We start from the raw sequence: 22,072 nt of genomic DNA on the forward strand, positions 1-22,072 counted from the left end.
TCTTGTCGGCCGGCGCGGTCCCTCAGACAGTGGCCTGGGCCGTCAGCCGGTAACCGGCACCGCGAACCGTCTCGACCATCGGCGCGGCCGGGCCGAGCGATTCACGCAGCCGCTTGACGTGAACGTCGACCGTGCGCTCCTCGATGTAGACGTGGTCGCCCCACACCTTGTCGAGCAACTGCGCGCGGCTGTGCACGCGCTCGGCATGCTGCATCAGGAAGCCCAGCAGCTTGAACTCGGTCGGCCCCACCTTCAGCGGCGAGCCCTGCCACGTGACGCGGTGCGTGGCGGTGTCGAGCGCCAGTTCACCGATCTCGACTCGCTCGGTCACGGCTTCCGGCGCACGCCGGCGCAGCACGGCGCGAATGCGCGCCAGCATCTCCTGCGTGGAGAACGGCTTGGTGATGTAGTCGTCGGCCCCGGCGTCGAGGCCCGCCACCTTGTCGGGCTCGTCGCCGCGCGCAGTCAGCATGAGGATCGGCATCGCCTTGGTGCGCGAATCCTTGCGCCACTGGCGCGCCAGCTGCAGGCCGCTCTGGCCCGGAAGCATCCAGTCCAGCAGCACGAGATCCGGCAGGTAGGCGTCGATCTCGCGCTGCGCCGAGGCGCCATCCTCGGCCCAGATCGGCTCGAAGCCGTTGTGACGAAGGTTGACGGCGATCAACTCGGCAATCGAGGACTCGTCTTCAACGATCAGGATGCGAGGTTTCTTCATGAATCTCCAAATTCTCTTTCGATTCCATTTCCCGCGGGCGCACATGCCAGAAATACCGCGGTTCCGGCTCCGCCGGCCCGCCGGTATTGCCCCCGGTCGGGGGTAGGCGAAGCGACACGAAGTGCGCGCAGCCTGGGGGCGAGCTACTGCAACGCAGATTCAATGGCCTCCATCGAGGTATGCCGCACATCGGCCCCCTTCACGATGTAGATGATGAATTCCGCAATGTTCTTCGCGTGGTCGCCGATGCGTTCGATCGCCTTGGCCAGGAACAGGAGGTCGAGGCTCGCGGAGATGGTGCGGGGGTCTTCCATCATGTAGGTGACCAGCTTGCGCACGAAGCCGTCGAACTCCTTGTCGATCAGGTCGTCGTCCTTCAGAATCGACAGCGCGGCGGCCGTGTCCAGGCGCGCAAAGGCGTCGAGCGCCTTGCGCAGCAGGCCCGAGGCCAGGTCCGCGGCGATGCGCAGCTCGGTGGAAGGCAACGCGCGCGCCGAGCCGCTCTCGATGATCGACTTGACCATGCGTGCGATCTTGTTCGCCTCGTCGCCCACGCGTTCGAGGTTTGCCGTGGTCTTCGAGATCGCGATCAGCAGGCGCAGGTCGCGCGCGGTCGGTTGGCGGCGGGCGATGATCGACGACAGCTCGCGGTCGATCTCGATCTCCATCGCGTTGACACGGTTCTCGGTCTCCATCACGCGGTCGGCCGTCTCCGGGTCGAACTGCTGAAGTGCGTAGACCGCCTGATGAATCTGGGCCTCGACCATGCCGCCGAGCTCCATCACGCGGGACGAGACTGTGTTGAGTTCGCTGTCGAACTGGCTGGAAAGATGTTTTTCGGTCATTGCATTTGCTCCTTGATCAGCGCGCGACTTTGTTGGGAACGCCGCGGAACCGGCTTCGCCGGACCGCCGGTGTTGCCCCCTCGAAGGGGGGTGGCGTAGCGACACGAAGTGCGCGAAGCCTGGGGGTGGTCAACCGAACCTCCCCGTGATGTAGTCCTCGGTCTCCTTGCGCTTCGGCTTGAAGAAGAGTTCTTCCGTGGAACCGAATTCGATCAGGTCACCGAGGTACATGTAGGCGGTGTAGTCGCTGCAACGGGCGGCTTGCTGCATGTTGTGCGTCACGATCACCACGGTGTACTCGCTTTTCAGCTCGGCGATAAGTTCTTCGATTTTGGCCGTGGAGATCGGGTCGAGCGCCGAGCATGGCTCGTCGAGCAGCAGCACTTCCGGCTTGATCGCGATGCCGCGTGCGATGCACAAACGCTGCTGCTGGCCGCCCGAAAGGCCCGAGCCGCTCTGCTGCAGCTTGTCGCGCACTTCAGTCCAGAGCGCGGCTTTCTTCAGCGCCCATTCGACGCGGTCGTCCATCTCGGAAGCGCTCAAATTCTCGAACAGCTTCACGCCAAAGGCGATGTTGTCGTAGATCGACATCGGGAACGGCGTCGGCTTCTGGAACACCATGCCGACTTTGGCGCGGATCAGTGCCACGTCCTGCTTCGAGGTCAGCAGGTTCTCGCCGTCCAGCGCAATCGTGCCTTCGGCGCGCTGCTCCGGGTACAGCTCGAACATGCGGTTGAAGGTCCGCAGCAAGGTCGACTTGCCGCAGCCCGACGGGCCGATGAAGGCCGTCACCTTGTTCTCGGGGATCTCGAGGTTGATGCCCTTGAGCGCGTGGAACTTACCGTAGTAGAAGTTCAGGTCCTTGACCGAGATCTTCGAGCGGGTGGGGGTCGATGCAAGTGAATTCATGGTGTGACGAGTCCTGTCGGGAAACACCGCGGAACCAGCTTGGCCGGGCCGCAGATGTTGCCCCTTTCAAAGGGGTAGGCGAAGCGACACGAAGTGCGCGCAGCCTGGGGATGCCTCATAGCTTGTTGCGCGTCAGGATGCGCGCAAGGATGTTGAGGCCGAGCACCGCGACGGTGATCAGGAACACGCCGGCCCAGGCCAGTTGCTGCCAGTTCTCGTACGGGCTCATCGCGAACTTGAAGATCGTCACCGGCAGGCTGGCCATCGGCTGCGACATGTCCGAGGTCCAGAACTGGTTGCTGAGCGCGGTGAAGAGCAGCGGCGCGGTTTCACCCGCGATGCGGGCCACGGCCAGCAGCACGCCCGTGACCACACCGGCGCGCGCGGCGCGCAGCGTGATGCTCATGATCACCTTCCACTTCGGCGTACCCAGGGCATAGGCTGCCTCGCGCAGGCCCGGCGGCACCAGCTGAAGCATGTTCTCGGTCGTGCGGATCACAACCGGAATCACGATCAGCGCCAGCGCCAGCGCGCCAGCCAGGCCCGAGAAGGACTTGAAGTACGCCACCACCACCGCGTAGACGAACAGGCCGATCACGATCGACGGCGCCGACAACAGGATGTCGTTGACGAAGCGCACGATGTTCGACAGCCAGCCCTTCGGGTTGTATTCCGCAAGGTAGATGCCGGCCATGATTCCGATCGGCGTGCCGACGAAGGTGGCGAGCAGCACCATCACCAGCGAGCCGAAGATCGCGTTCGCGATGCCGCCGGCCTCGTTGGGTGGCGGCGTCATCTCGGTGAGCGTAGCCAGCGTCAGGCCGCCGATGCCGAGGCGCAGCGTTTCCCAGAGGATCCAGACCAGCCAGAAGACGCCGAAGGCCATCGCGGCCATCGACAGCGACAGGGCGATGATGTTGACGCGCTTGCGACCCGCGAACTTGGCTGCGCGGGTCTCGTCGAGCGCCTTGGCGGTGAGGAGTCGTTCGGCGGTCCTCACGATTTGGTCCCCTCGCTCTTGCGCATTTGCATGAGCAGGATCTTCGACAGCGAGAGCACGACGAAGGTGATGAAGAACAGCACCAGGCCGAGATACATCAGCGAAGCCTGGTGCAGGCCCGCGCCGGCTTCGGCGAACTCGTTCGCCAGCACCGAGGTGATGCTGTTGGCCGCCTCGAAGAGCGACAGCGAATTGAGCTGGTTGGTGTTGCCGATCACGAAGGTGACGGCCATCGTCTCGCCCAGTGCGCGGCCGAGGCCGAGCATGATGCCGCCGATCACGCCGGCCTTGGTGTAGGGCAGCACGACCTTCGAGACCACTTCCCAGGTGGTGGAGCCGAGCCCGTAGGCCGATTCCTTGAGCAGCGGGGGCGTGACCTCGAACACGTCGCGCATCACCGAGGCGATGAACGGGATGATCATGATCGCGAGGATGATCCCGGCCGACAGGATGCCGATGCCGACGGGCGGGCCGGACACCAGCGCGCCCAGGTAAGGCACGCCGGCAAAAAGCTTCTGCAGCGGCTGCTGCACGAAAGTGGAAAGAATCGGCCCGAAGACCAACAGGCCCCACATGCCGTAGACGATGGACGGCACCGCCGCGAGCAGTTCGATCGCCGTGCCGAGCGGACGCTTGAGCCAGGACGGCGACATCTCGGTGAGGAACAGCGCGATGCCGAAGCTCACCGGCACGGCGATCACCAACGCGATGGCCGAGGTGGCCAGCGTGCCGTAGATCATCACGAGGCCGCCGTATTCGTTCTGAACCGGGTCCCACACGCTGCTGGTGAGAAAGCCGAGGCCGAACTTCGAGATGGCGGGCCATGCGCCGACCAGCAGCGACAGGAGGATGCCGATCAGCATCGCCAGGGTCAGCAGTGCGGCGCCCTTGGCGGCCCACCCGAACAGGCGATCGGTGGTGGCGCCGGTGCGCGGACGCTTGGCAGGCGGCGGGCTCGCAGTCGCGCGAGCGCGCTCGCCTGCGAGGTCGAGCGGATTGGCACTTGCAGGGAAAGTGGATGACACAGGTCGCTCCGGAACCGGCGCGCGATCAAGCGGAGTGCTCATGCGCGCCGTTATACCTTGCTTACTTGAACGCGACGGGCTTGCCCGACGCATCCTTGATCTCACCCCAGGCGGTGGCGATCACGCCCTTGACCTTGTCGGGCATCGGCACGTAGTCGAGGTCGCCGGCGGTCTTGTCGCCGGTCTTGTAGGCCCAGTCGAAGAACTTGAGCGCGGTGGTGGCCTGCGCCGGCTTGTCCTGCACCTTGTGCATCAGGATGAAGGTCGCGCCGGTGATGGGCCACGAATCCTTGCCCGGCTGGTCGGTCAGCACCTGGTAGAAGGTCTTCGACCAGTCCGCACCCGCGGCAGCGGCCTTGAAGGCCGAGTCGTCCGGCGCCACGAAGCTGCCGTCCTTGTTCTGCATCAGGGCATACGTCATCTTGTTCTGCTTGACGTAGGCGTATTCGACGTAGCCGATCGAGTTGGGCAGGCGGTTCACGAAGGCTGCGACGCCCTCGTTGCCCTTGCCGCCGGCGCCGTTGGGCCAGTTGACGGCCGTGCCGTCGCCGACCTTGGTCTTCCACTCGGGGTTGGCCTTGCTCAGGTAGTTTGTGAACAGGAAGGTCGTGCCCGAGCCGTCGGCACGGCGCACGGTGGCGATGGCTGCGTCAGGCAGCGCGAGCGACGGGTTGAGGGCCTTGATCGCCGGGTCGTTCCACTTGGTGATCTTGCCGAGGTAGATGTCGCCAAGGACCGCGCCGCTCAGCTTGAGTTCACCGGGCTTGATGCCCTGGATGTTGATCACCGGGACCACGCCGCCGATGACGGTCGGGAACTGCATCAGGCCCTTGGCCTTGAGGTCCTCGTCCGACAGGGGCATGTCCGAGGCGCCGAAATCGACGGTCTTGGCCTCGATCTGCTTGATGCCGGCACCCGAGCCGACCGACTGGTAGTTGATCTTGGCGCCGGTGGCCTTGTTGAAGTCGGCGGCCCACTTCGAGTACAGCGGCGCCGGGAAGCTGGCGCCGGCGCCGGTGGCGTCCTGGGCAAATGCGGGAATATGGGCAAAAGCCGCGGCGATCAGGCCGGCGGCAGCGAATTTGAACGTCGTTTTCATGATGCTTCCTTTGAGCTGCACAAGAGCCCCCATCAGGGGGTTGGCACGGACTCTAGAAAGCTTGTGTGACAACTCGATGACACTCGCCCACAGAGGGAGATCGGCCTGTTTTCGGTGGGGTCGGCATGGATCTGTCACACAACCGTCATGTGCCGCCCGTAGCCTTCGTTCCCTTGCCGAGATACCGGTTGACGCAGTCGTCCACAGGGAGGGCGCTACGATCAAGCCCCGACGCCAACACTTCAACATGCAAAACGGAACCCGCCTTGCCGCGGTCGATCTCGGCTCGAACAGCTACCGCCTCGAGATCGGCCAGGTCGATCACGGCCAGATCCACCGCACCGAATACCTCAAGGAGACCGTTCGCCAGGGCAACGGCCTCGACGATTCACGCAACCTGACGCCCGAAGCCATGCAACGCGGCTGGGACGCGCTCGCCCGATTCGGCGAGCGCCTTGCGGGTTTCAAGCGCTCTCAGGTCCGGGCCGTGGCGACCCAGACCTTGCGCGAGGCCCGAAACCGCGACGAGTTCCTGTTGCGCGCACGCACCATCCTGGGCTTCGGCATCGATGTCATCACCGGTCGGGAGGAAGCCCGCCTGATTTACCAGGGCGTGGCGCACACCCTGCCCCACACCGATGCGTCGAACCGCGAACGCCGGCTGGTGGTGGACATCGGCGGCCGATCGACCGAGATGATCATCGGCCAGGCCCACGAAGCCGAAGTGATGGAGTCCTACCGGGTCGGCAGCGTCGCATGGTCGATGAAGCACTTCCCGCTGGGCCTTTTCACGACCTCCGCGTTCCGCGCGGCCGAAATCGCCGCCAAGGCGGTGCTCGACGATGCGCTTGGCACCTATGTGCCCGACCGCTGGGACGTGGTCTACGGGGCCTCCGGAACCATTGGCGCCGTCGGCGACGTGCTGGCCCTGGCCGGTGGCGAGCCCGGCCTGGTCACGCGCGACGGTCTGGACTGGCTGGTCGACCGGCTGCTTCGGGCCGGCAGCGTCGACCGTCTTCGCATCGACGGCATGCGCGAGGACCGCAAGGCGGTGATCGGCGGCGGCGTGAGCGTGCTGCGCGCTGTCTTCGACCTGCTCGAGATCGAGGAAATGAAGGTCGCGCAGGGCGCATTGCGCCACGGCGTGCTCTACGAACTGCTGGAGCGCGACGACATCGTCGCCGACCTGCGTGCCAGCACCGTGGCGCGGCTGGCCACCCGCTTTGCCGTGGATGCCGCGCAGGTCAAGCGCGTGGCCGACACCGCGGCCGCCCTCTTCGTGCAGCTCGACCCGAGCGCCCGCGGCGGCAGCACGACGAGCCGGGCCGGCCGGGCCTTGCGCAAGATCGGCTGGGCGGCGCAGTTGCACGAGGTCGGTGCGCAGATCTCGCACAGCGAATACCACAAGCACGGCGCCTACATCCTGGACAACGCCGACGCGCCGGGCTTCGCGGTCAACGAGATGCACTGGCTGAGCCAGCTGGTGCTGGGCCACCGGGGCAAGCTGCGCAAGCTGGAGACCGCGCTGGACGACGAAACCTTCGTCCCGCAACTGCTGGCGTTGCGCTTGGCGGTGCTACTGTGCCACGCGCGGCGCGACCCGGACCTCGAAGGCCTGCGGATCGCGCAGCCTGCCGGCGGCAAGCTCTTCACTGTTGCCTGTCGTGCGGGGTGGTCGGCGCTCTATCCGCAGTCGGCACACCTGCTGCGGGAAGAGGTGCTGGCCTGGCAGAAGACCAACTGGCGCGTCGAACTCTCGGGCTGCTGACGCAGCCGCCCTTTCAAGCTTTCAGAGCAGTTCCGGCGCCTGCACGGTGACGACGACCGTCTGGACGTCGCCGTCGCGCTCGCGGGTGCGAATCCACCAGACAGCGCCCTTGCGAACCGGGCAACTGTCCTGCTGCAGGCCCAGGAGCAGCGAAATGGCCTGCCCGAGCGACGGCTGATGCCCGATCATGAGCACCACTGACTTGCCGTTCGGCCAGCCGGCCGCGCCGAGAAGCGCGTCCGGCGTCGTGTCCGGTGCGAGTTCGGTGCGCAGCTTGTACTTGCGCCCGAGCGCCAATGCCGTCTGCTCGCAGCGTCGGGCCGGACTGCAGACGATGCGGGTGCCCTCAGGCAACTGGCGATCGAGCCACGCGGCCATCCGCTTGGCCTGCTTCTCGCCGCGCGAGGTCAGCGAGCGCTGCATGTCGTCGCAACCTTCCGTCCAGTCATCCGCCTCGGCATGGCGCCAGAAAATCAGATCCATGAGTCGTCAATCCCGTGATGCGGCGCGGCGAAGTCCGCGCGACGCGTAGCGGTTCATGAGGGCGGTCTGCGCACCGTGGCCCTCGATGGCCCGCGAAGCGCCCTCCTCGCCCGGATGGGTGTCCTTGTAGACGCGGTGGTAGGCACCGTCTGCGCCCAGGTCCCAGGCATCGCGCCCGTCATGCAGATAGGCCACCAGGCATTCGTCGATCAGCCGCTGGCGCAGCACCGGGTCGGTCACCGGCCAGGCCAGCTCGATGCGACGCAGCATGTTGCGGTTCATCCAGTCGGCACTCGAGAGGTACAGCGATTCGTCCTCACCCTGGCGGAAATAGAAGACGCGCGAATGCTCCAGGAAGCGGCCGATGACGGAACGCACCCGGATGTTGTCCGTCAGCCCAGGGACGCGGGCCGGCAAGGTGCAGGCCCCCCGCACGATCAGGTCGATCTTCACGCCCTTCTGACCGGACCGGACCAGCGCGGCGATCAGGTTTTCGTCGGTCAGCGCATTCATCTTCGCGACGATCCGGGTCGGCTCGCCGGCCGCCGCCGCCGTGCCGAGCGCGTCGATGCGGGCGATCAGGTTGCGGTGCAGGTCAAAGGGTGCAAGCCACATCCGGTTCAGCTTGGGCAGCCGGCTCTGGCCCGCCATGTGGACGAACACCGCCTCCATGTCCGCCGTGAGCAGCGGGTCGGCCGTCAGGTGGCTGATGTCGGTGTAGAGCGCTGCGGTGCGCGGGTTGTAGTTGCCGGTGGACAGGTGCCCATAGCGGCGCATCTGCTTGCCCTCCCGGCGCGTCACCAGAAGCATCTTGGCGTGCGTCTTCAACCCCACCACGCCATAGACGACCTGCGCGCCGATCGACTCGAGCATCTCGGCCCAGTTGATGTTGGCCTCTTCGTCGAAGCGCGCCTTGAGCTCCACCACCACCGTCACTTCCTTGCCACGACGCACGGCCTCGCGCAGCAGGTCCATCATTTCCGAACCGGTGCCGGTGCGGTAGATCGTCTGCTTGATCGCCAGCACCTGCGGGTCCTGCACGGCCTCGCGCAGGAAGGCCAGCACGCCTTCGAAGCTCTCGAAGGGCTGGTGGATCAGCGCGTCACCGCGCTGCAACCTGTCGAAGAAGGACTGGCCCGGCGACAGCGTGACCGGATAGGACGCCTGATACGGCGGAAACAGAAGGTCCGGCTCTTCGAGGAGGTCGATCAACTGGGTGAGGCGGGCGAGATTCACCGGTCCGTGAACCCGGTACAGCGCCTGAGGCGGCAGGTTGAACTGCGCCAGCAAAAAGTTCGACAGCGATTCGGCACAGCTCGCCGACACCTCCAGCCGGACGGCCTGCCCGTAGTGGCGATGCTGCAGCCCCTGCCGCAACGCCGTGCGGAGGTTCTTGACGTCTTCCTCGTCCACCGCGAGATCGGAATGCCGCGTCACCCGGAACTGGGAGAACTCGCCCACTTCGCGGCCCGGGAACATGCTCGATAGGTGCGCGCGCACCACGCTGGACAGCGCGATGAACAACGTCTTGCCGCCCGACACCTTCGTCGGCATCCGGATCACCCGTGGCAGCACACGCGGCACCTTCACGATGGCGATGGGGTTCTCGCGCCCGAAGGCGTCCTTGCCGCTCAGCCGGACGATGAAGTTCAGGGACTTGTTGGCCACTTGCGGAAAGGGGTGTGCCGGATCCAGCCCCACGGGGATCAGCAGCGGCCGCACCTCACGCTCGAAGTACTCGTGCACCCATTTGCGCTGCGCCGGGTTGCGCTCGCCATGCGAGATGACCTGGATGCCCTTGCTCGCGAAGGTAGGAATCAGCTCGTCGTTGTAGAGCGCGTATTGCCGCCCCACCAGCGAATGCGCCGCCTCGGCCAGCCGCTCGAAGGATTCGACCGTGTAGTAGCCCTTGCGGTCGCCCGCCACGCTCGCGCCGAGGTGGGGCGCAGCGCGAACCTCGAAGAACTCATCCAGGTTCGACGAGACGATGCACAGATAGCGCAGCCGCTCGATCAGCGGCACCTCGGGTCGATACGCCCAGTCGAGCACCCGCTCATTGAAGGCAAGGATGCTGTGATCCCGATCGAGCAGCGTCAGAGCGGGTTCGGGGGCGACAGCCAGGCTGTCGCTCACGGAAGGCGGTGGGGCAAAGGATTCTGGATCGACCGGCACGGAGGCACTCAAAAGCCAAATCATGACAGTGTCTGCGGCTGTTGTGACAGTTGCATGACAAACCCGTGACGACCATTCTCGCGTTGTCTCAATGGCCCAGGAAGTGCTTCCGATAGCGCGCCGGGAGGTCTTCGATGCGCATGAGCATCGGCAGGTCCGCCGTATTGAAATCCGGGTCCCATGCCGGCGGCCCCAGTACTTTGGCGCCGAGCCGGAGGTAGCCCTTGATCAGGGCAGGCGGCTCGACTTCGAGCGCACTGTCGAGGCGGTGGACAGGCAGCGGCAGGCGCGGCTGCACGTGGTATTGAATAGGCGCCATGTGCGTGGCCGACAGCTGACGCCAGATGCTGGCTGCCGCGTCGCCGCTGGTCACCCCGTTGTGCCACATGGGGATGCTGGCGCAGCCGATCATCGTGTCGAGCTTGTTGCGGTTCATGAAGCCGGCCAGCGCGCCCCAGAGCGCGAGGATCACCCCGCCCTGGCGGTGGTCTACGTGCACGCAGCTGCGGCCCAGCTCGACCATCCGCTCTCGCAGGTCACGAAGCCGCGTCAGGTCGAATTCCGTGTCGCTGTAGGTGCTGCCGATGCGCCGGGCCTGGGCCGGAGTCAGTACGCGGTAGGTGCCGATCACCCGTTGCGTGGCTTCGTCACGGACCAGCAGGTGTTCGCAGAAATCGTCGAACAGGTCGATGTCGTGCCCTTCCAGCGGCGTCGTGAGGCGGGCACCCATTTCGCCGCCAAACACTTCGTAACGCAAGCGTTGCGCTGCGCGGACGTCGTCCTGGTGGCGCGCCCAGCTCACGCTGATGCCGCCGGCTTCTCCAGCTGGCGCCGGCGCATTCGGCACGGGTATTGCTGCGGGGGTCTGGACCCCGGTTGCCACGGGCCACAAGGCGGCGCGCAACCCCAGTTGGGAGAATGGAAACGTCGGCGTGGGCAGTTCTTTCATGCGAGACCCTTTCTGCCGACGGAGTCTCGGGACAAGCGGTGAAACAAGCGTGTCATTCCGATGGCAATTGCATGACGCGCACAGGAAATGACTTCAGCGTTTAATTTCGGGGATTCGCCCACCGGAGTTTTGTTCATGGCCACCGAAAGAATCGAAGTCGAAACCCGCCGCCACCAGATGTTCCCGGTGCTGAGCGCCGCGGACATCGGGCGCATCCGCCGCTTCGGCACCGTGCAGCGCTACCGGCGCGGCGACTGCCTCTTCCGCGCCGGAGAACCGGGGCCTGGCATGTTCGTCGTGCTGCAAGGGACGGTCGCCATCACCCACCGCGACGGGCTCGGCCATGTGGTGCCGATCGAACAGCAGGGCCCGGGCCAGTTCCTGGCCGAGGTCGCTCAGCTTTCCGGCCGTCCTGCGCTGGTCGACGGCCATGCGCAAGACGACGTCGAGACGCTGCTGGTGCCACCCGAACAGTTGCGCGCCTTGATCATCGCGGAAGCCGACCTGGGCGAGCGCCTGGTGCGGGCCATGATCCTGCGCCGGGTGGCGCTGATCGAATCGGGCGCGAGCGGCCCGGTGCTGATCGGGCCGCCGCAGTCGGCTGCCGTGATGCGGCTGGAGAACTTCCTCGGCCGCAACGGCTATCCCTATCACGTGGTCGACGCCACGCAGGACAGCGACGCGGCGGCGTTGCTCGAACAGTACAGCGAGTCGGAACTGGTGGTGGTCTGCCCCGACGGATCGGTCATGCCCAATCCGACCGAGCACGCGCTGGCGCGCTGCCTGGGCATGGTCGACAGCATCGAGCACGAAGAGCTGTTCGACGTGATCGTGGTCGGCGCGGGCCCTGCGGGCCTGGCAACCGCGGTGTACGCGGCTTCCGAAGGCTTGCGGGTCATCGTGGTCGATTGCCGCTCCTTCGGCGGACAGGCGGGCGCGAGTGCGCGCATCGAGAACTACCTCGGCTTCCCCACCGGGATCTCCGGCGGCGCCCTCGCCGGGCGGGCCTATGTGCAGGCACAGAAGTTCGGCGTCGAGATGCTCATACCCGCGCAGGTCGCCTCGCTGGATTGCAGCCTGGCCGAATCGCAGGGCGAAATCGCGGTCCAGCTCGTCGACGGTCGGAAGCTGCGATCGAAGACGCTCGTGATCGCCAGCGGCGCACGCTATCGCCGGCCGGAGGTGCCGCGTCTTTCCGAGTTCGAGGGCCGCGGCATCTGGTACTGGGCCTCGGCTTTGGAGGCCAGGCTGTGCGACCAGCAGGAAGTCGCGCTGGTCGGCGGCGGCAACTCCGCGGGCCAGGCCGCGGTGTTCCTTTCGCAGCACGCGGCGAAGGTCAATGTGCTGGTACGCGGTCCGTCGCTGGCGGCGACGATGTCGCGCTACCTGATCGACCGTATCGAAGCGACCCCCAACATCGAGCTGCACGCGTACACCGAACTCGTCAGCCTGCACGGCGAGCCGACCAGCGGCCTGAACGGCGCCACCTGGCGCGACCGGCAGAGCGGCGACCTGGAAGACTGCCCGGCGCGCAACATCTTCCTCTTCATCGGCGCCGTCCCCGAGACGGACTGGCTCGAAGGCTGCGGCGTCGCGCTCGACAAGCACGGCTTCGTCGTCACCGGACAGGCTGCGCGCGGCGGTTTTCCGGCCAAGGTGGCCGCACCGCTGGAATCCAGCGTGCCCGGCGTGTTTGCCGTGGGCGACGTGCGCGCCGGTTCGGTCAAGCGCGTGGGTGGCGCCATCGGCGAAGGCGCCGCGGTCGTCGCCCTGATTCATCAACACCTGGCATCGGCGGCAACCGCCGCCTGAGCCACGACAACAGGAGTCCTCGATGTCCGTGTATCCCTGCTCCCACGTGCCCAACGTGATCGTCCCGCCCACCTCGGCAGGTTGCGAGGAATGCCTTGCGATGGGCGATACGTGGGTCCACCTGCGGCTTTGCGTTCATTGCGGCCACGTGGGTTGCTGCGACTCGTCGAAGAACAGGCACGCCAGCCGGCACTTCCGGACGACCGGGCACGCCGTCATCGCGTCGCTGGAGCCCAACGAGGACTGGATGTGGTGCTTCGCGCACGACAGCCAGGTGGGATAGCGCGCCGCCTGCACGAAAAGCCCGCGAGGGCTATGCTGGCCGGCCTTGTCATCACCAACGGATCCCGAGACATGCCCCAAGCACCCATCGACGTCTATTCCTGGGCGACACCCAACGGCCACAAGGTCCACATCATGCTGGAGGAATGCGGCCTCCCCTATCGCGCGCACCCGGTCAACATCGGCAAGGGCGACCAGTTCGAGTCGGCCTTCCTGAAGATCAGCCCGAACAACAAGATCCCCGCCATCACTGACCCGGAGGGGCCGGACGGCAAGCCGATCTCGCTCTTCGAGTCGGGCGCGATCCTCGTCTACCTGGCCGGCAAGACGGGCAAGCTCCTGCCGACGGGCGACCGGGCCCGCTACGACGTCCTGCAGTGGCTCATGTTCCAGATGGGCGGTGTCGGCCCGATGCTCGGCCAGACGCACCACTTCCGCAACTACGCGCCCGAGAAGATCGGCTACGCGATCGACCGCTACTCGAACGAGGCGAAGCGCCTCTACGGGGTGATCGACAGGCAACTCGCGACCCACAAGTTCATTGCGGGCAAGACCTATTCGATCGCCGATATCGCAATCTTCCCGTGGCTGCGCAGCCACGAGAACCAGGGCATCGTGCTCGCGGATTTTCCGCATGTGAAGCAATGGTTCGACGGCATCGCCGCCCGTCCCGCGGTGCAGCGCGGCGTCAAGGTACTGGCCGACCTGCGCGCACCGATCACCGGCGACAAGGAGCGCGAAATCCTGTTCGGAAAGACGCAATATGAGCGTCGCTGATCAGCGCGCGAAATTCGGCCCGCCAAAATGGTTAGAATCGTAGGCTTCGTCGGGGTGTAGCGCAGCCTGGTAGCGCATCTGGTTTGGGACCAGAGGGTCGAAGGTTCGAATCCTTTCGCCCCGACCATCAAAAAAGTGAACGCCTGCAAGGACTTCGGTTCCTGCAGGCGTTTTGCTTTGTGCTCCGCATCGCGAGCGCCGGGGTTCCACAATGGGTCTTCAACGATCAATCCACGGAGCCTCTATGGATCTTCAACTGACAGGAAAGCATGTGCTCGTGACCGGCGGCAGCCGAGGCATCGGCCTGGCCTGCGCACGCGCGTTCCTGCGCGAAGGCGCGCGAGTGAGCCTCGCGGCGCGCACCCCCGCAAACCTCGATGCCGCCGCCGCGCAGCTGCTTTCGGAAGGCCACTCGGTCGGCGACTACAGCGCCGATCTCAGCGATGCACGCGCGGCTTTGCACATGCTCGATGCTGTGCAGGCCGAATCGGGCCCCATCGACATCCTCGTCAATTCCGCCGGCGCTGCGCGCCGCACGCCCTTCGGCGAGCTGCAACCTCAGAACTGGCACGACGCCATGCAGGCCAAGTTCTTCAGCTACATCAACGTGATGGACCCGCTGATCAAGCGCATGGGCGAACGGGGTTCCGGCGCGATCGTGAACATCATCGGCATGGGCGGCAAGGTGGCCACGCCGACGCATCTGGCGGGCGGTGCGGCGAACGCCGCGTTGATGCTGGCGACGGCAGGACTCGCTCATGCGTACGGTCCACTGGGCGTTCGAGTGAACGCAGTCAATCCTGCCTTGACGCTGACCGACCGCATGGCCGAAGGCATTGCGGCCGATGCGCGCCTGCGGAAGGTGTCGGAAGAAGAGGTGCTGCGCGACGCCGAGGCGCGCATGCCGCTGGGCCGCCTCGCCAAGCCGGAGGACATTGCCAATGCGGTGGTCTTCCTGGCCTCGCCCGGTGCGGCCTACATCTCCGGCGCCATCATCTCGATGGACGGCGCGGCGGTGCCGATGGTGGTCTGAGCGGACGCCCGGCTCAACTGACGGGAAACTGCTCAGGCATGGGCATCGGCTCGGCCGACGGCGGAGGCGCGTCGCGTTCGGCCTTTTCATCCTTCTCGCGGCCGAGGTCCTCCATCATCTTTTCGCCAACCTCGTCCTTGCCATCGGATGGGATGGCTTCCTCCTGAGTGATCTCGGGTTCTTCGTTGCTTGATGGCTTTGTGTCGGCGGTCATGGTCTGCTCCGGTCAAATAACAACACTCTCACCGGAAAGTGGAGCGGCGACCCCGGCAAACTCCTGAATGTCTGTCGGTGGGCGCTGACGCCTACCCAGCCACCGTAAAATCTCGCTCCACCTTTCACTGCCCGTAGCTCAGTTGGATAGAGCACCTGCCTTCTAAGCAGGTTGTCGGGGGTTCTTATTGAAGGTTACTTGGGTTGCATATTAGGATGGCCCAGAAGTTCTGCGCGGCGGTAGCTCAACCGGATAGAGCACCAGCCTTCTAAGCTGGGGGTTACGGGTTCGATTCCTGTCCGCCGCGCCATCTGAACTGCAGTGGTTCGCCCCACCACACCTACCTTGGCCAAATGTAAGAATATACGTAACAGAGTTGCCTAGGTAGGGCCCTCGACCTAGACTGAACTTCAGTTGCACATTGGGGGCATCTTGAAGAACGTCTCGCTGATTGACGTCCGGGTCGATGGTAAGAAGTCCTTTGGGCTGGTTGGCCCCAACGGGGAGCGCATTCCTGCTTTCGATGCCTTCGCAACCGTTTTTGCTCGGTCCCCGGTTAACACTCGCATCGCCTACTGCCACAACCTCGCTAGATTCATCGACTACCTCTTCGAGGCGACAGGGTATTTTGCTTCCAGCGTTCTGAGCCGAGAGGACCTCGTCAAAGTGCTTGGCGCGTACGGAGAGTACCTACTCTACGGCGGGCTGTCGGGCAATGAACTCGCGCGCTTGGTGCACAGCTCCCTCCCATCTCCGATGGTGTCGTCCTTGACGTGCAACCTTATGCACGCGCCGGTAAGGCGATTCCTTGGGCTGTCAGAGTCGCTTCGAAAGCAACAAGACCAACTCGCCAAACACGGCACGACCGCCTCGGTAGTTGACCCGCTTCCGCTACTGCCGCCGCCAACGATGCGCAGACCGTCGGCCAATGAGGTAAGTGCACTCAGGATGCATTCCATGCTGGCTGGCGTCATCTCCGGAGGCCCAAAGCTGCTTACTGATGCAGCTCTGCCAACATTAGCGGGGGTCACACCCTATGACGAAGAACGCGCGTTTCCTTTTGATTCAGCAATAGCACTGCTCAACGCGCTCCCCACTTGGCGCGACAAGGCACTCTATAGTTTCTGCGCAGCATCTGGTTGCCGTATTAGTGAAGCACTTCAATTGCTTTGGTCAGATATTGACCTCCGCGAAGGGACGGTAAAACTTGTAGACCCCGCACGTCGAATCAACGACTCGAGTTATTTGACGCTTGGGCCTGCCGACCGTGACAAGCTGGCGTGGAAAGGTAGAACCACGCAGGCGACGCTGCTAATTGAGCCATTCGCCTCAGTGTTTTTTGAGGCCTTGGAGAAATACGTTCGACTGGAATATTTTCCCCATGGCACCCACCAATTCGTGTTTCAGCATCTCCGAATTAGTTTGCGAGGACGTCCGTATTTTCTCAGCGCTGCAAGTTCCCGCAATCAAGTGTTTCAACGCGCTTTGATTTCATGCATAGCTGACCCCGATATGCGCCGGGGCCTTAGTGTCCACTCTTTAAGGCATATGTATGGCACGTATTGTCTGAATTACTTCCCCCGCGCTGATGGCTCATACGGCTTGCCCATGGGATTGGTTAAGCAACTCATGGGGCACAGCAAGATTCGCTCAACCGAGCGATACGCGAAGCACGACACGGATTTACTAGAGACTGAACTCGCGTATGCAAATGCAATGGTATTTGAACTGGGGAGCGGAAAGACGCTGAATCAGATGAAACGCGATGCCCTACAGGCCAAACTCTCTAGGGTGCAACAGGCCATCGAAGACGACGCCGCCGCCTTGTTGATTGCTGCGCAGGGACCCGAATGATAAATTGCTCTAGACAACCGGTTTTCAACGTTTCTGGACGCAATCTTAGCGACCTTGTCCTACTGGCGCACGACAAGGCCGCAACCGCAATGGCAACGTTATACGCCCTTGAAGAAGTCAATGTCGAGGCAGTTTCTACCAAAAAACATGCGCGACTTGGCTACACCAAATATGTGCGTTTATGCATACTTTCTAGGCCTGACGCCAAGTTTGACGAAGCCTATGTGCAGATGGCATTCAATGCTTACGACCGTCCACATGAGGGCCTAGAGGCGGAAATTTTTTACAAACTCACACTAGCAGACCCCGCTGGTCCCTATCCGTATAAAGCAAGCTACGGGCGTACAGTTGTGCTTGGACTCGGATTCATGCTAGTTGCGCTGCAAGCAAGCGGCGCCATCACCTTACCGTACTCATTCAACCAGCCTTTTCCTCGAGGCACCACTAAGCACCGCGTAGAAATAGCGCCATTGGTGGGGTCAGAACTTCTCCAACTTGTTCGCGCCGTAGGTGACGAGAGCTCTGTACATGCCAAGGCACTCGAGAGCGTAGCCACACACCAAGTGCGCGCCAGATGGTTTCGTTCTCACGGCACAAAACTTCTGTTGGCGACGGGTTGGAATCACCCTGAGGACGCCAATATTGATGACTTATTGTCAATCAAAAGCGAAAACGATAAGACCAACTTCACTCGCCACGGACGTTCTGTACCCTACCGAGCATTAGTAGACGTTCTTGAACGGCGATATCGTGGGCGGGTGAGTGTCTCAGTACGTACCTGGGAAGAAGCGCTGCGCGGCAGCGAGCATCACGTTGAACGTCGGATGAGCGCAGTATTACGCGCCCTCGAATCAGATAGCGAATCCCCGGCAACCGTGCAAGCGCTCAGCATGACTCCCGCAGATGCATACCCCGACCGACTAAAGAACGTTACCGCGCTTCCAGGCCTTGCACTCGAGTTTCGCGGACTGAGCGAGCTCTGGCTGTCCATCGAGATGCTATATCTAGATAAACTGCGGCGGCAAGCGCTCAAACAACATAACCGCGCCCTAGGTCATTGGAACCTCTATCTGTTCTTCTACTTACCTTACTGGTTTGACCAAAATTCCAATGTCCCGCTTAAATTCCCAGGCTCACCGAGTACCCTGCTGACAGGCGCATTCATCTCGCGATTGTTGCCCATGGCCCACGCCACGCCTTTAACGTACCTTGAGTTTCACGAGCAGTACGGCCAACAGCGGGGTTGGAGCAGTGAGTATCGACACCTCACGCTTAAGACTCTTGAGCAGTTTTTTGACTTCATTGAGCGCCACGCCGGTGAACTTGAAGGGTGCGGAGGTTTTACGCAGCCGCTCTCAAAGCACGACATCCCTCCTACGAGCAGGTCGATGGGCACTAACAAGCGGCCAGTTCCACGTCGCCTCTTCGCGTTTTATATTTCTTACGTCGAGACTTTGGTCGCGTACAACCAATTGGTGCTCGAGCGCATACTGAAGTCTGAAATTCAGGGTGACGACCTGAAGGACATGGTACCAACTCGGCGCATTATTGATACGTACCGATTGGCCGACCTAATCGGATTCGTGCCTGTCGTTTTCTTCCGTGGTCGAATTTTCAAGCTTCAGTTCATTCCCAATTGTCTTGACCTTGATACATTCGAGCTTAAGGATGGACGCACCCTTCGCATTCCGCAGCCGCACGGCCTGCACAATGTGCTGGTTGCTCTTTACACGGGCGTCCGAAACAACCATATTCAATGGCTCGACGTCCGTACGTTTGATTCCAAGGTACACCCCGACGATACAGAGTTCTCCAAACTCTGGGTCAATACGGACAAGACAAAGACTATGGGGTGGGCGCCCCACGTCAACATGCGAGTGATTGAGGTGCTCCGCATGCAAGCCCGATGGCGCGAGCTTATTAACTGCGATGGATTTGATAGCGAGCTCTGGTACCAAGGAAACCCGAAAACTATTTGGCCTCCTATCAAGCCCTTATTCTCCAGCGCGAGCGATGGAAGGCCACATAGCGACTCGCGGTATGTTTCAGCGTGGAGTGCGCTTCTCATGGGGGCACAGGGGCTAGTGAGGGATTTGGACGTTGGACGCATACCAGTGCTTTGCGAGCTCCTACCTCCAGACGTGCCTTGCGACTCTGCGGACCGTAGCAAGCTTCTAAATCGGTATCGCGATACAGATGATGCTTACGTTCCTCTGGAGCCCAAAACCCGCATTACGCCTCACAGCGCTCGTGTTGGTGTCGTTTCGCACTACATCAACGTGTTGCCTGCTGACCTGATAGGCAAGTACATCACTGGGCAACATGAGAGCGTTGTCTACCATTACGTTTACGTGGATGAGGAAGACATGCTCGCCGAGCAGAAAGTGCAAGCTGTCAAGCTGGAGGTCTTGGCGTACGGTCGAGACCTTGAAGACCTCACGGCCGGCGAGCACGCCAAGGCGCCCAGTCGCTTCGTGAAAGCGGATGGCGTGAATTCGCGATTTTCCCGAGCGCTGCAGCAGGACCTAGATGAGACCTTGGCCGCTTATGGATGCGTGAGTCTTCGCCTGAATGAAGGAGGAAGAACAGGGATTGACGTCCTACGAGAGTCACGTGGTCGCAATGCAGCTTTCAACAAGACGGAGCTTTGTCCTTTCGGCAACATCTGCCCGCCTGACGTGCTGAAATTGCTTCGCGGTATCGGAAGATGTGCAATGTGTGCTTATGCTGTAAGAAGCATTGACCATCTACCTGCCGTCCAGGCAAGAGGTCGACAAACGAGGGAGATGCTCGAATCAACTGAGAGCAAGCTTGACGCGAGCGATGCAGAGGAACGCTACACCGAGACCGAGTTACAGCAGGCAGAAGCAGAGCGGCAACGGCTTGCTGAGGAAGTCGTTGCTTGGAAACTCGTCTCGGAGGTCCTGGAAGCTCAGCGTAGACGTATCGAACTGGGTCAAGATACCCGTCGTTGGGTAGTTCCACAGCCAGAGATTATTGAGATGGAACTACGCCGCTTTGCGAGCCCAACGAATGAGGCGGCGTACATCCTGGCGAGACTTGGCGAGAGCGTCGCTTATCCCACATTCGACAGTCCTGAGATACGAGTGCGCTTCGACCTGTTGCGACGTCAGCTCTTGGCAAACGTTGGCAACATCCGCGAGGCGCTAGTCTCATCGATGCCCTTAGCCGTGGCGTCGGAGTGCGTAGGCCTGCTCAGGGGTGTAATTGAGGCGCATGGACTCACATACGCAGAAGTAATTAGTCTCTTGAGCTCCGACGCGCACTTGGAATCGTTACCCCCCCCTCAGCCAATGCTGATGCTTAGGGAAGCGTGACGTGAAAGGCAAAAACCCTTTTTCTAATTGGCAGCAAGCAAATCAAGAGCGACGGGAGGCTTATATCCGGCCGCTCTTGGTATACCTAAAGAAAAAGCGGATGCGCTTCGAATACATAACGGACCTCGCAGATATGGTGGCAATCCATATTAGCGAGCAAGAAGGCAAACCTTGCAACTGTGCGACTCTGTTGCGGAATAAGAGGTACAAGTCGCTACTTGTTTCATACATGGCCTCGACTTCATCGGGAGGGACAGACGCTATCGACCGACGAATCGTCAAAGACCCGACGGCCAACGCGTTAGTACTCGCTGCAGAGGTCGGAGCCGAAAATCTGCGTCGCGAGGTGGTCCGACTCAAAGCATATATCGCGACCTTTGACGAGGGTGCCAGCTCTGCTATCAAGGAAGAGAACAATGGGAAGACCGTAGCGACGCCTTCCAGTTTGGAAGACCTGAGGCTGCGGCACGTATTGACCTGCCAAGCTCTACTGGCGGTGTTGAAGCACTTTGAAGGGCTTCTTCTCGCCGATTCCGATGCGAATAGCATCATTGACGCCAGCGCCCGGCCACCGTTTGTTGTAGCCGGCGCGTCGCTTGCAGGGCCGTTCTTCGAATGGATGCACCTCAATAGGGAAGTTGGCGGGCGGCGGGAGTAGCAACTACTGGCGGCCAAGCGCCACGTCAAATCACGACCTCTCCAGGCAGTCCGCACGTGCGAGGCCGAGCGGACCCATTCTTCCTCATCGACTACTTTTTCTGCAGCAAACGAGCAACAGGAACGTTCAGCGCGCGCGCGAGCTTCTCGATGTTGTCGATGGAAATGTTTCGCGCCTGTCGCTCTACGTGGGCCACAAACGTTCGGTGTAATCCCGCCTCGAGGGCAAGCCCATCTTGGCTCCATTCACGGATGCGACGGAGCTCTATAAGGTTTAAAGCGAGCAGTTCCCTGGCGGAAAGCTGCAACGGTTTAGGTGACTTTGGGGCGCCGGGCACGTAAACAGTTTCAACGTCAGCATCTTTTACGTCACCCGCGTTTGCGTCACAATATGCGGATTCTTGCCATGACCTGTGTCACATGGGTCCGGCCCTTGCCTCCTCCGCCCCGCCCTACGCTGCTGACCATTCAGACCACCTTCGCTTCACTGAAACCAACCGAAATGGACACCCACCCCCATCGCGCCTCCACACGCACCGACACCTCGGCGTTGACCGACACGGTCCCAGTCCGAATGGTGCGCGTTGCCAACTACGCCAGCCTGAACGCGTCATCTGAACGAAGCGAGGTGTGGGAAGAAATGTCGAGTTGGCTTGGCGCCCATTCAGCCACGTGGGACCCATGGGTGGTCTTCGAGCACGTCGAGCCCGGCCTTGACATCAGCGTGCCCGACGAATGCCTCGATTTTGTGGTCCAGCGGCCCGCGGGAGCTCCCTTCACCAATGGCGACTACGAGGCCCTGCGAGCAGCGTTCCTGCGTCGTGAGAACGAGTTGAGGGCGTTGTGATGACCACTGGCGCGATTGAATGCAGGCGCACTTGGAGAGCGTCAAGCAGCATGGCCGGTTAAACGACATTCATCTTGGCCGGTTGGGCAGGGGTGAATGTCGTTTTATGAGGGGCTAGGCTTGTGGCTCCTTGGGCTGGTTGTCGTTGTCGCTGGATGATTGACGCCGGCGATTCGTCTTGTCGTTGTCGCGCTGGACCTTCTGTTCCCGCGCGGCCGCCTTGCCGCGGTAACTCTCCACGTTGTTCAGCTCGAAGATCGTCGAGTGGTGAACCAGTCGGTCGATGGCAGCCA

20 protein-coding genes and 2 tRNA genes are annotated in these 22,072 nt (G+C 62.4%); 11 read left to right on the top strand and 11 right to left on the bottom strand.

Annotated elements, in window-relative coordinates:
• Positions 1 to 22 precede the first annotated feature (22 nt).
• The 6 genes from phoB to pstS form a co-directional block, all read right to left on the bottom strand.
• Positions 23 to 715, bottom strand: coding sequence for a phosphate regulon transcriptional regulator PhoB (gene phoB / locus ACSFBL_RS28605; RefSeq protein ID WP_435519197.1), 693 nt, complete (start codon positions 713 to 715; stop codon positions 23 to 25).
• 143 nt (positions 716 to 858) lie between these two features.
• Positions 859 to 1,560, bottom strand: a complete 702-nt coding sequence (phoU, locus tag ACSFBL_RS28610; RefSeq protein WP_435519198.1) for a phosphate signaling complex protein PhoU — start codon at positions 1,558 to 1,560, stop codon at positions 859 to 861.
• A 129-nt stretch (positions 1,561 to 1,689) separates the two neighbouring features.
• Positions 1,690 to 2,469: a phosphate ABC transporter ATP-binding protein PstB gene (pstB, locus tag ACSFBL_RS28615; protein ID WP_435519199.1), complete on the bottom strand. Its 780-nt coding sequence runs from the start codon at positions 2,467 to 2,469 to the stop codon at positions 1,690 to 1,692.
• Positions 2,470 to 2,584: 115 nt separating this feature from the next.
• Positions 2,585 to 3,469 carry a phosphate ABC transporter permease PstA gene (gene pstA, locus ACSFBL_RS28620; protein ID WP_435519200.1) on the bottom strand — a complete coding sequence of 295 codons (885 nt, stop codon included), beginning with the start codon at positions 3,467 to 3,469 and terminating at the stop codon, positions 2,585 to 2,587.
• A complete protein-coding gene (pstC, locus tag ACSFBL_RS28625; protein ID WP_435519201.1) occupies positions 3,466 to 4,536 on the bottom strand; it encodes a phosphate ABC transporter permease subunit PstC in 1,071 nt (356 codons plus the stop codon). Before pstC ends, pstA begins: the two co-directional genes overlap by 4 nt.
• Positions 4,537 to 4,555: 19 nt before the next feature.
• The gene (pstS, locus tag ACSFBL_RS28630) at positions 4,556 to 5,593 is read right to left on the bottom strand and encodes a phosphate ABC transporter substrate-binding protein PstS (protein WP_435519202.1); all 1,038 of its coding nucleotides are present in this window, start codon (positions 5,591 to 5,593) and stop codon (positions 4,556 to 4,558) included.
• 247 nt (positions 5,594 to 5,840) lie between these two features.
• Between pstS and ACSFBL_RS28635 the strand changes: the two genes are divergently transcribed.
• A complete protein-coding gene (locus ACSFBL_RS28635) occupies positions 5,841 to 7,361 on the top strand; it encodes a Ppx/GppA phosphatase family protein (RefSeq protein WP_435519203.1) in 1,521 nt (506 codons plus the stop codon).
• Between the two features lie 21 nt (positions 7,362 to 7,382).
• On the opposite strand, the gene ACSFBL_RS28640 is transcribed toward ACSFBL_RS28635, so the two are convergent.
• The 3 genes from ACSFBL_RS28640 to ACSFBL_RS28650 all read right to left on the bottom strand — a co-directional run bounded on the left by ACSFBL_RS28640 (position 7,383) and on the right by ACSFBL_RS28650 (position 10,965).
• The gene (locus tag ACSFBL_RS28640; RefSeq protein WP_435519204.1) at positions 7,383 to 7,844 is read right to left on the bottom strand and encodes a SixA phosphatase family protein; all 462 of its coding nucleotides are present in this window, start codon (positions 7,842 to 7,844) and stop codon (positions 7,383 to 7,385) included.
• A 6-nt stretch (positions 7,845 to 7,850) separates the two neighbouring features.
• Positions 7,851 to 10,040 carry a polyphosphate kinase 1 gene (ppk1, locus tag ACSFBL_RS28645; protein ID WP_435519205.1) on the bottom strand — a complete coding sequence of 730 codons (2,190 nt, stop codon included), beginning with the start codon at positions 10,038 to 10,040 and terminating at the stop codon, positions 7,851 to 7,853.
• A gap of 64 nt (positions 10,041 to 10,104) precedes the next feature.
• A complete protein-coding gene (locus ACSFBL_RS28650) occupies positions 10,105 to 10,965 on the bottom strand; it encodes a GNAT family N-acetyltransferase (RefSeq protein ID WP_435519206.1) in 861 nt (286 codons plus the stop codon).
• A gap of 135 nt (positions 10,966 to 11,100) precedes the next feature.
• Here ACSFBL_RS28650 and ACSFBL_RS28655 point away from each other — a divergent pair, with 135 nt between their 5' ends.
• The 5 genes from ACSFBL_RS28655 to ACSFBL_RS28675 all read left to right on the top strand — a co-directional run bounded on the left by ACSFBL_RS28655 (position 11,101) and on the right by ACSFBL_RS28675 (position 14,869).
• Positions 11,101 to 12,777 carry an FAD-dependent oxidoreductase gene (locus ACSFBL_RS28655; RefSeq protein WP_435519207.1) on the top strand — a complete coding sequence of 559 codons (1,677 nt, stop codon included), beginning with the start codon at positions 11,101 to 11,103 and terminating at the stop codon, positions 12,775 to 12,777.
• Between the two features lie 22 nt (positions 12,778 to 12,799).
• Positions 12,800 to 13,060 carry a UBP-type zinc finger domain-containing protein gene (locus ACSFBL_RS28660; RefSeq protein WP_435519208.1) on the top strand — a complete coding sequence of 87 codons (261 nt, stop codon included), beginning with the start codon at positions 12,800 to 12,802 and terminating at the stop codon, positions 13,058 to 13,060.
• Between the two features lie 71 nt (positions 13,061 to 13,131).
• On the top strand, positions 13,132 to 13,836 hold the full coding sequence (locus ACSFBL_RS28665; protein ID WP_435519209.1) for a glutathione binding-like protein: 705 nt from the start codon (positions 13,132 to 13,134) through the stop codon (positions 13,834 to 13,836).
• A 50-nt stretch (positions 13,837 to 13,886) separates the two neighbouring features.
• A tRNA-Pro gene (locus ACSFBL_RS28670) sits at positions 13,887 to 13,963 on the top strand.
• A gap of 117 nt (positions 13,964 to 14,080) precedes the next feature.
• A complete protein-coding gene (locus ACSFBL_RS28675) occupies positions 14,081 to 14,869 on the top strand; it encodes an SDR family oxidoreductase (protein ID WP_435519210.1) in 789 nt (262 codons plus the stop codon).
• A gap of 13 nt (positions 14,870 to 14,882) precedes the next feature.
• Here the strand turns inward: ACSFBL_RS28675 and ACSFBL_RS28680 are convergent, their stop codons facing one another.
• Positions 14,883 to 15,083 carry a hypothetical protein gene (locus ACSFBL_RS28680; protein ID WP_435519211.1) on the bottom strand — a complete coding sequence of 67 codons (201 nt, stop codon included), beginning with the start codon at positions 15,081 to 15,083 and terminating at the stop codon, positions 14,883 to 14,885.
• Positions 15,084 to 15,316: 233 nt separating this feature from the next.
• On the opposite strand from ACSFBL_RS28680, the gene ACSFBL_RS28685 reads away from it, so the two are divergent.
• From ACSFBL_RS28685 to ACSFBL_RS28700, 4 genes are all read left to right on the top strand, one after another.
• Positions 15,317 to 15,393: transfer RNA gene (locus ACSFBL_RS28685), tRNA-Arg, on the top strand.
• A 122-nt stretch (positions 15,394 to 15,515) separates the two neighbouring features.
• A complete protein-coding gene (locus ACSFBL_RS28690) occupies positions 15,516 to 16,937 on the top strand; it encodes a tyrosine-type recombinase/integrase (protein WP_435519212.1) in 1,422 nt (473 codons plus the stop codon).
• Between the two features lie 89 nt (positions 16,938 to 17,026).
• Entirely contained in the window at positions 17,027 to 20,275 is a 3,249-nt protein-coding gene (locus tag ACSFBL_RS28695; RefSeq protein WP_435519213.1) for a hypothetical protein, read from the top strand.
• 1 nt (position 20,276) lies between these two features.
• Positions 20,277 to 20,933 (top strand): hypothetical protein, encoded by a 657-nt coding sequence (locus tag ACSFBL_RS28700; protein ID WP_435519214.1) that lies wholly within the window; start codon positions 20,277 to 20,279, stop codon positions 20,931 to 20,933.
• A gap of 91 nt (positions 20,934 to 21,024) precedes the next feature.
• Here ACSFBL_RS28700 and ACSFBL_RS28705 read toward each other — a convergent pair whose 3' ends face one another.
• Positions 21,025 to 21,270 carry a helix-turn-helix domain-containing protein gene (locus ACSFBL_RS28705; protein ID WP_435519215.1) on the bottom strand — a complete coding sequence of 82 codons (246 nt, stop codon included), beginning with the start codon at positions 21,268 to 21,270 and terminating at the stop codon, positions 21,025 to 21,027.
• 164 nt (positions 21,271 to 21,434) lie between these two features.
• On the opposite strand from ACSFBL_RS28705, the gene ACSFBL_RS28710 reads away from it, so the two are divergent.
• Complete coding sequence (locus ACSFBL_RS28710) at positions 21,435 to 21,779, top strand: hypothetical protein (protein ID WP_435519216.1); 345 nt, start codon at positions 21,435 to 21,437, stop codon at positions 21,777 to 21,779.
• Positions 21,780 to 22,072: the final 293 nt, after the last annotated feature.

Origin of the sequence: Variovorax glacialis (genome assembly GCF_051216375.1) — a bacterium.
In the GTDB taxonomy this organism is placed as follows: Bacteria; Pseudomonadota; Gammaproteobacteria; order Burkholderiales; family Burkholderiaceae_C; genus Variovorax.

Coding starts and splice junctions, on each gene's coding strand:
- phoB (WP_435519197.1), bottom strand. CDS start 715: ATGAAGAAACCTCGCATCCTGATCGTTGAAGACGAGTCCTCGATTGCC.
- phoU (WP_435519198.1), bottom strand. CDS start 1,560: ATGACCGAAAAACATCTTTCCAGCCAGTTCGACAGCGAACTCAACACA.
- pstB (WP_435519199.1), bottom strand. CDS start 2,469: ATGAATTCACTTGCATCGACCCCCACCCGCTCGAAGATCTCGGTCAAG.
- pstC (WP_435519201.1), bottom strand. CDS start 4,536: ATGAGCACTCCGCTTGATCGCGCGCCGGTTCCGGAGCGACCTGTGTCA.
- pstS (WP_435519202.1), bottom strand. CDS start 5,593: ATGAAAACGACGTTCAAATTCGCTGCCGCCGGCCTGATCGCCGCGGCT.
- ACSFBL_RS28635 (WP_435519203.1), top strand. CDS start 5,841: ATGCAAAACGGAACCCGCCTTGCCGCGGTCGATCTCGGCTCGAACAGC.
- ACSFBL_RS28640 (WP_435519204.1), bottom strand. CDS start 7,844: ATGGATCTGATTTTCTGGCGCCATGCCGAGGCGGATGACTGGACGGAA.
- ppk1 (WP_435519205.1), bottom strand. CDS start 10,040: ATGATTTGGCTTTTGAGTGCCTCCGTGCCGGTCGATCCAGAATCCTTT.
- ACSFBL_RS28650 (WP_435519206.1), bottom strand. CDS start 10,965: ATGAAAGAACTGCCCACGCCGACGTTTCCATTCTCCCAACTGGGGTTG.
- ACSFBL_RS28655 (WP_435519207.1), top strand. CDS start 11,101: ATGGCCACCGAAAGAATCGAAGTCGAAACCCGCCGCCACCAGATGTTC.
- ACSFBL_RS28660 (WP_435519208.1), top strand. CDS start 12,800: ATGTCCGTGTATCCCTGCTCCCACGTGCCCAACGTGATCGTCCCGCCC.
- ACSFBL_RS28665 (WP_435519209.1), top strand. CDS start 13,132: ATGCCCCAAGCACCCATCGACGTCTATTCCTGGGCGACACCCAACGGC.
- ACSFBL_RS28675 (WP_435519210.1), top strand. CDS start 14,081: ATGGATCTTCAACTGACAGGAAAGCATGTGCTCGTGACCGGCGGCAGC.
- ACSFBL_RS28680 (WP_435519211.1), bottom strand. CDS start 15,083: ATGACCGCCGACACAAAGCCATCAAGCAACGAAGAACCCGAGATCACT.
- ACSFBL_RS28695 (WP_435519213.1), top strand. CDS start 17,027: ATGGCAACGTTATACGCCCTTGAAGAAGTCAATGTCGAGGCAGTTTCT.
- ACSFBL_RS28710 (WP_435519216.1), top strand. CDS start 21,435: ATGGACACCCACCCCCATCGCGCCTCCACACGCACCGACACCTCGGCG.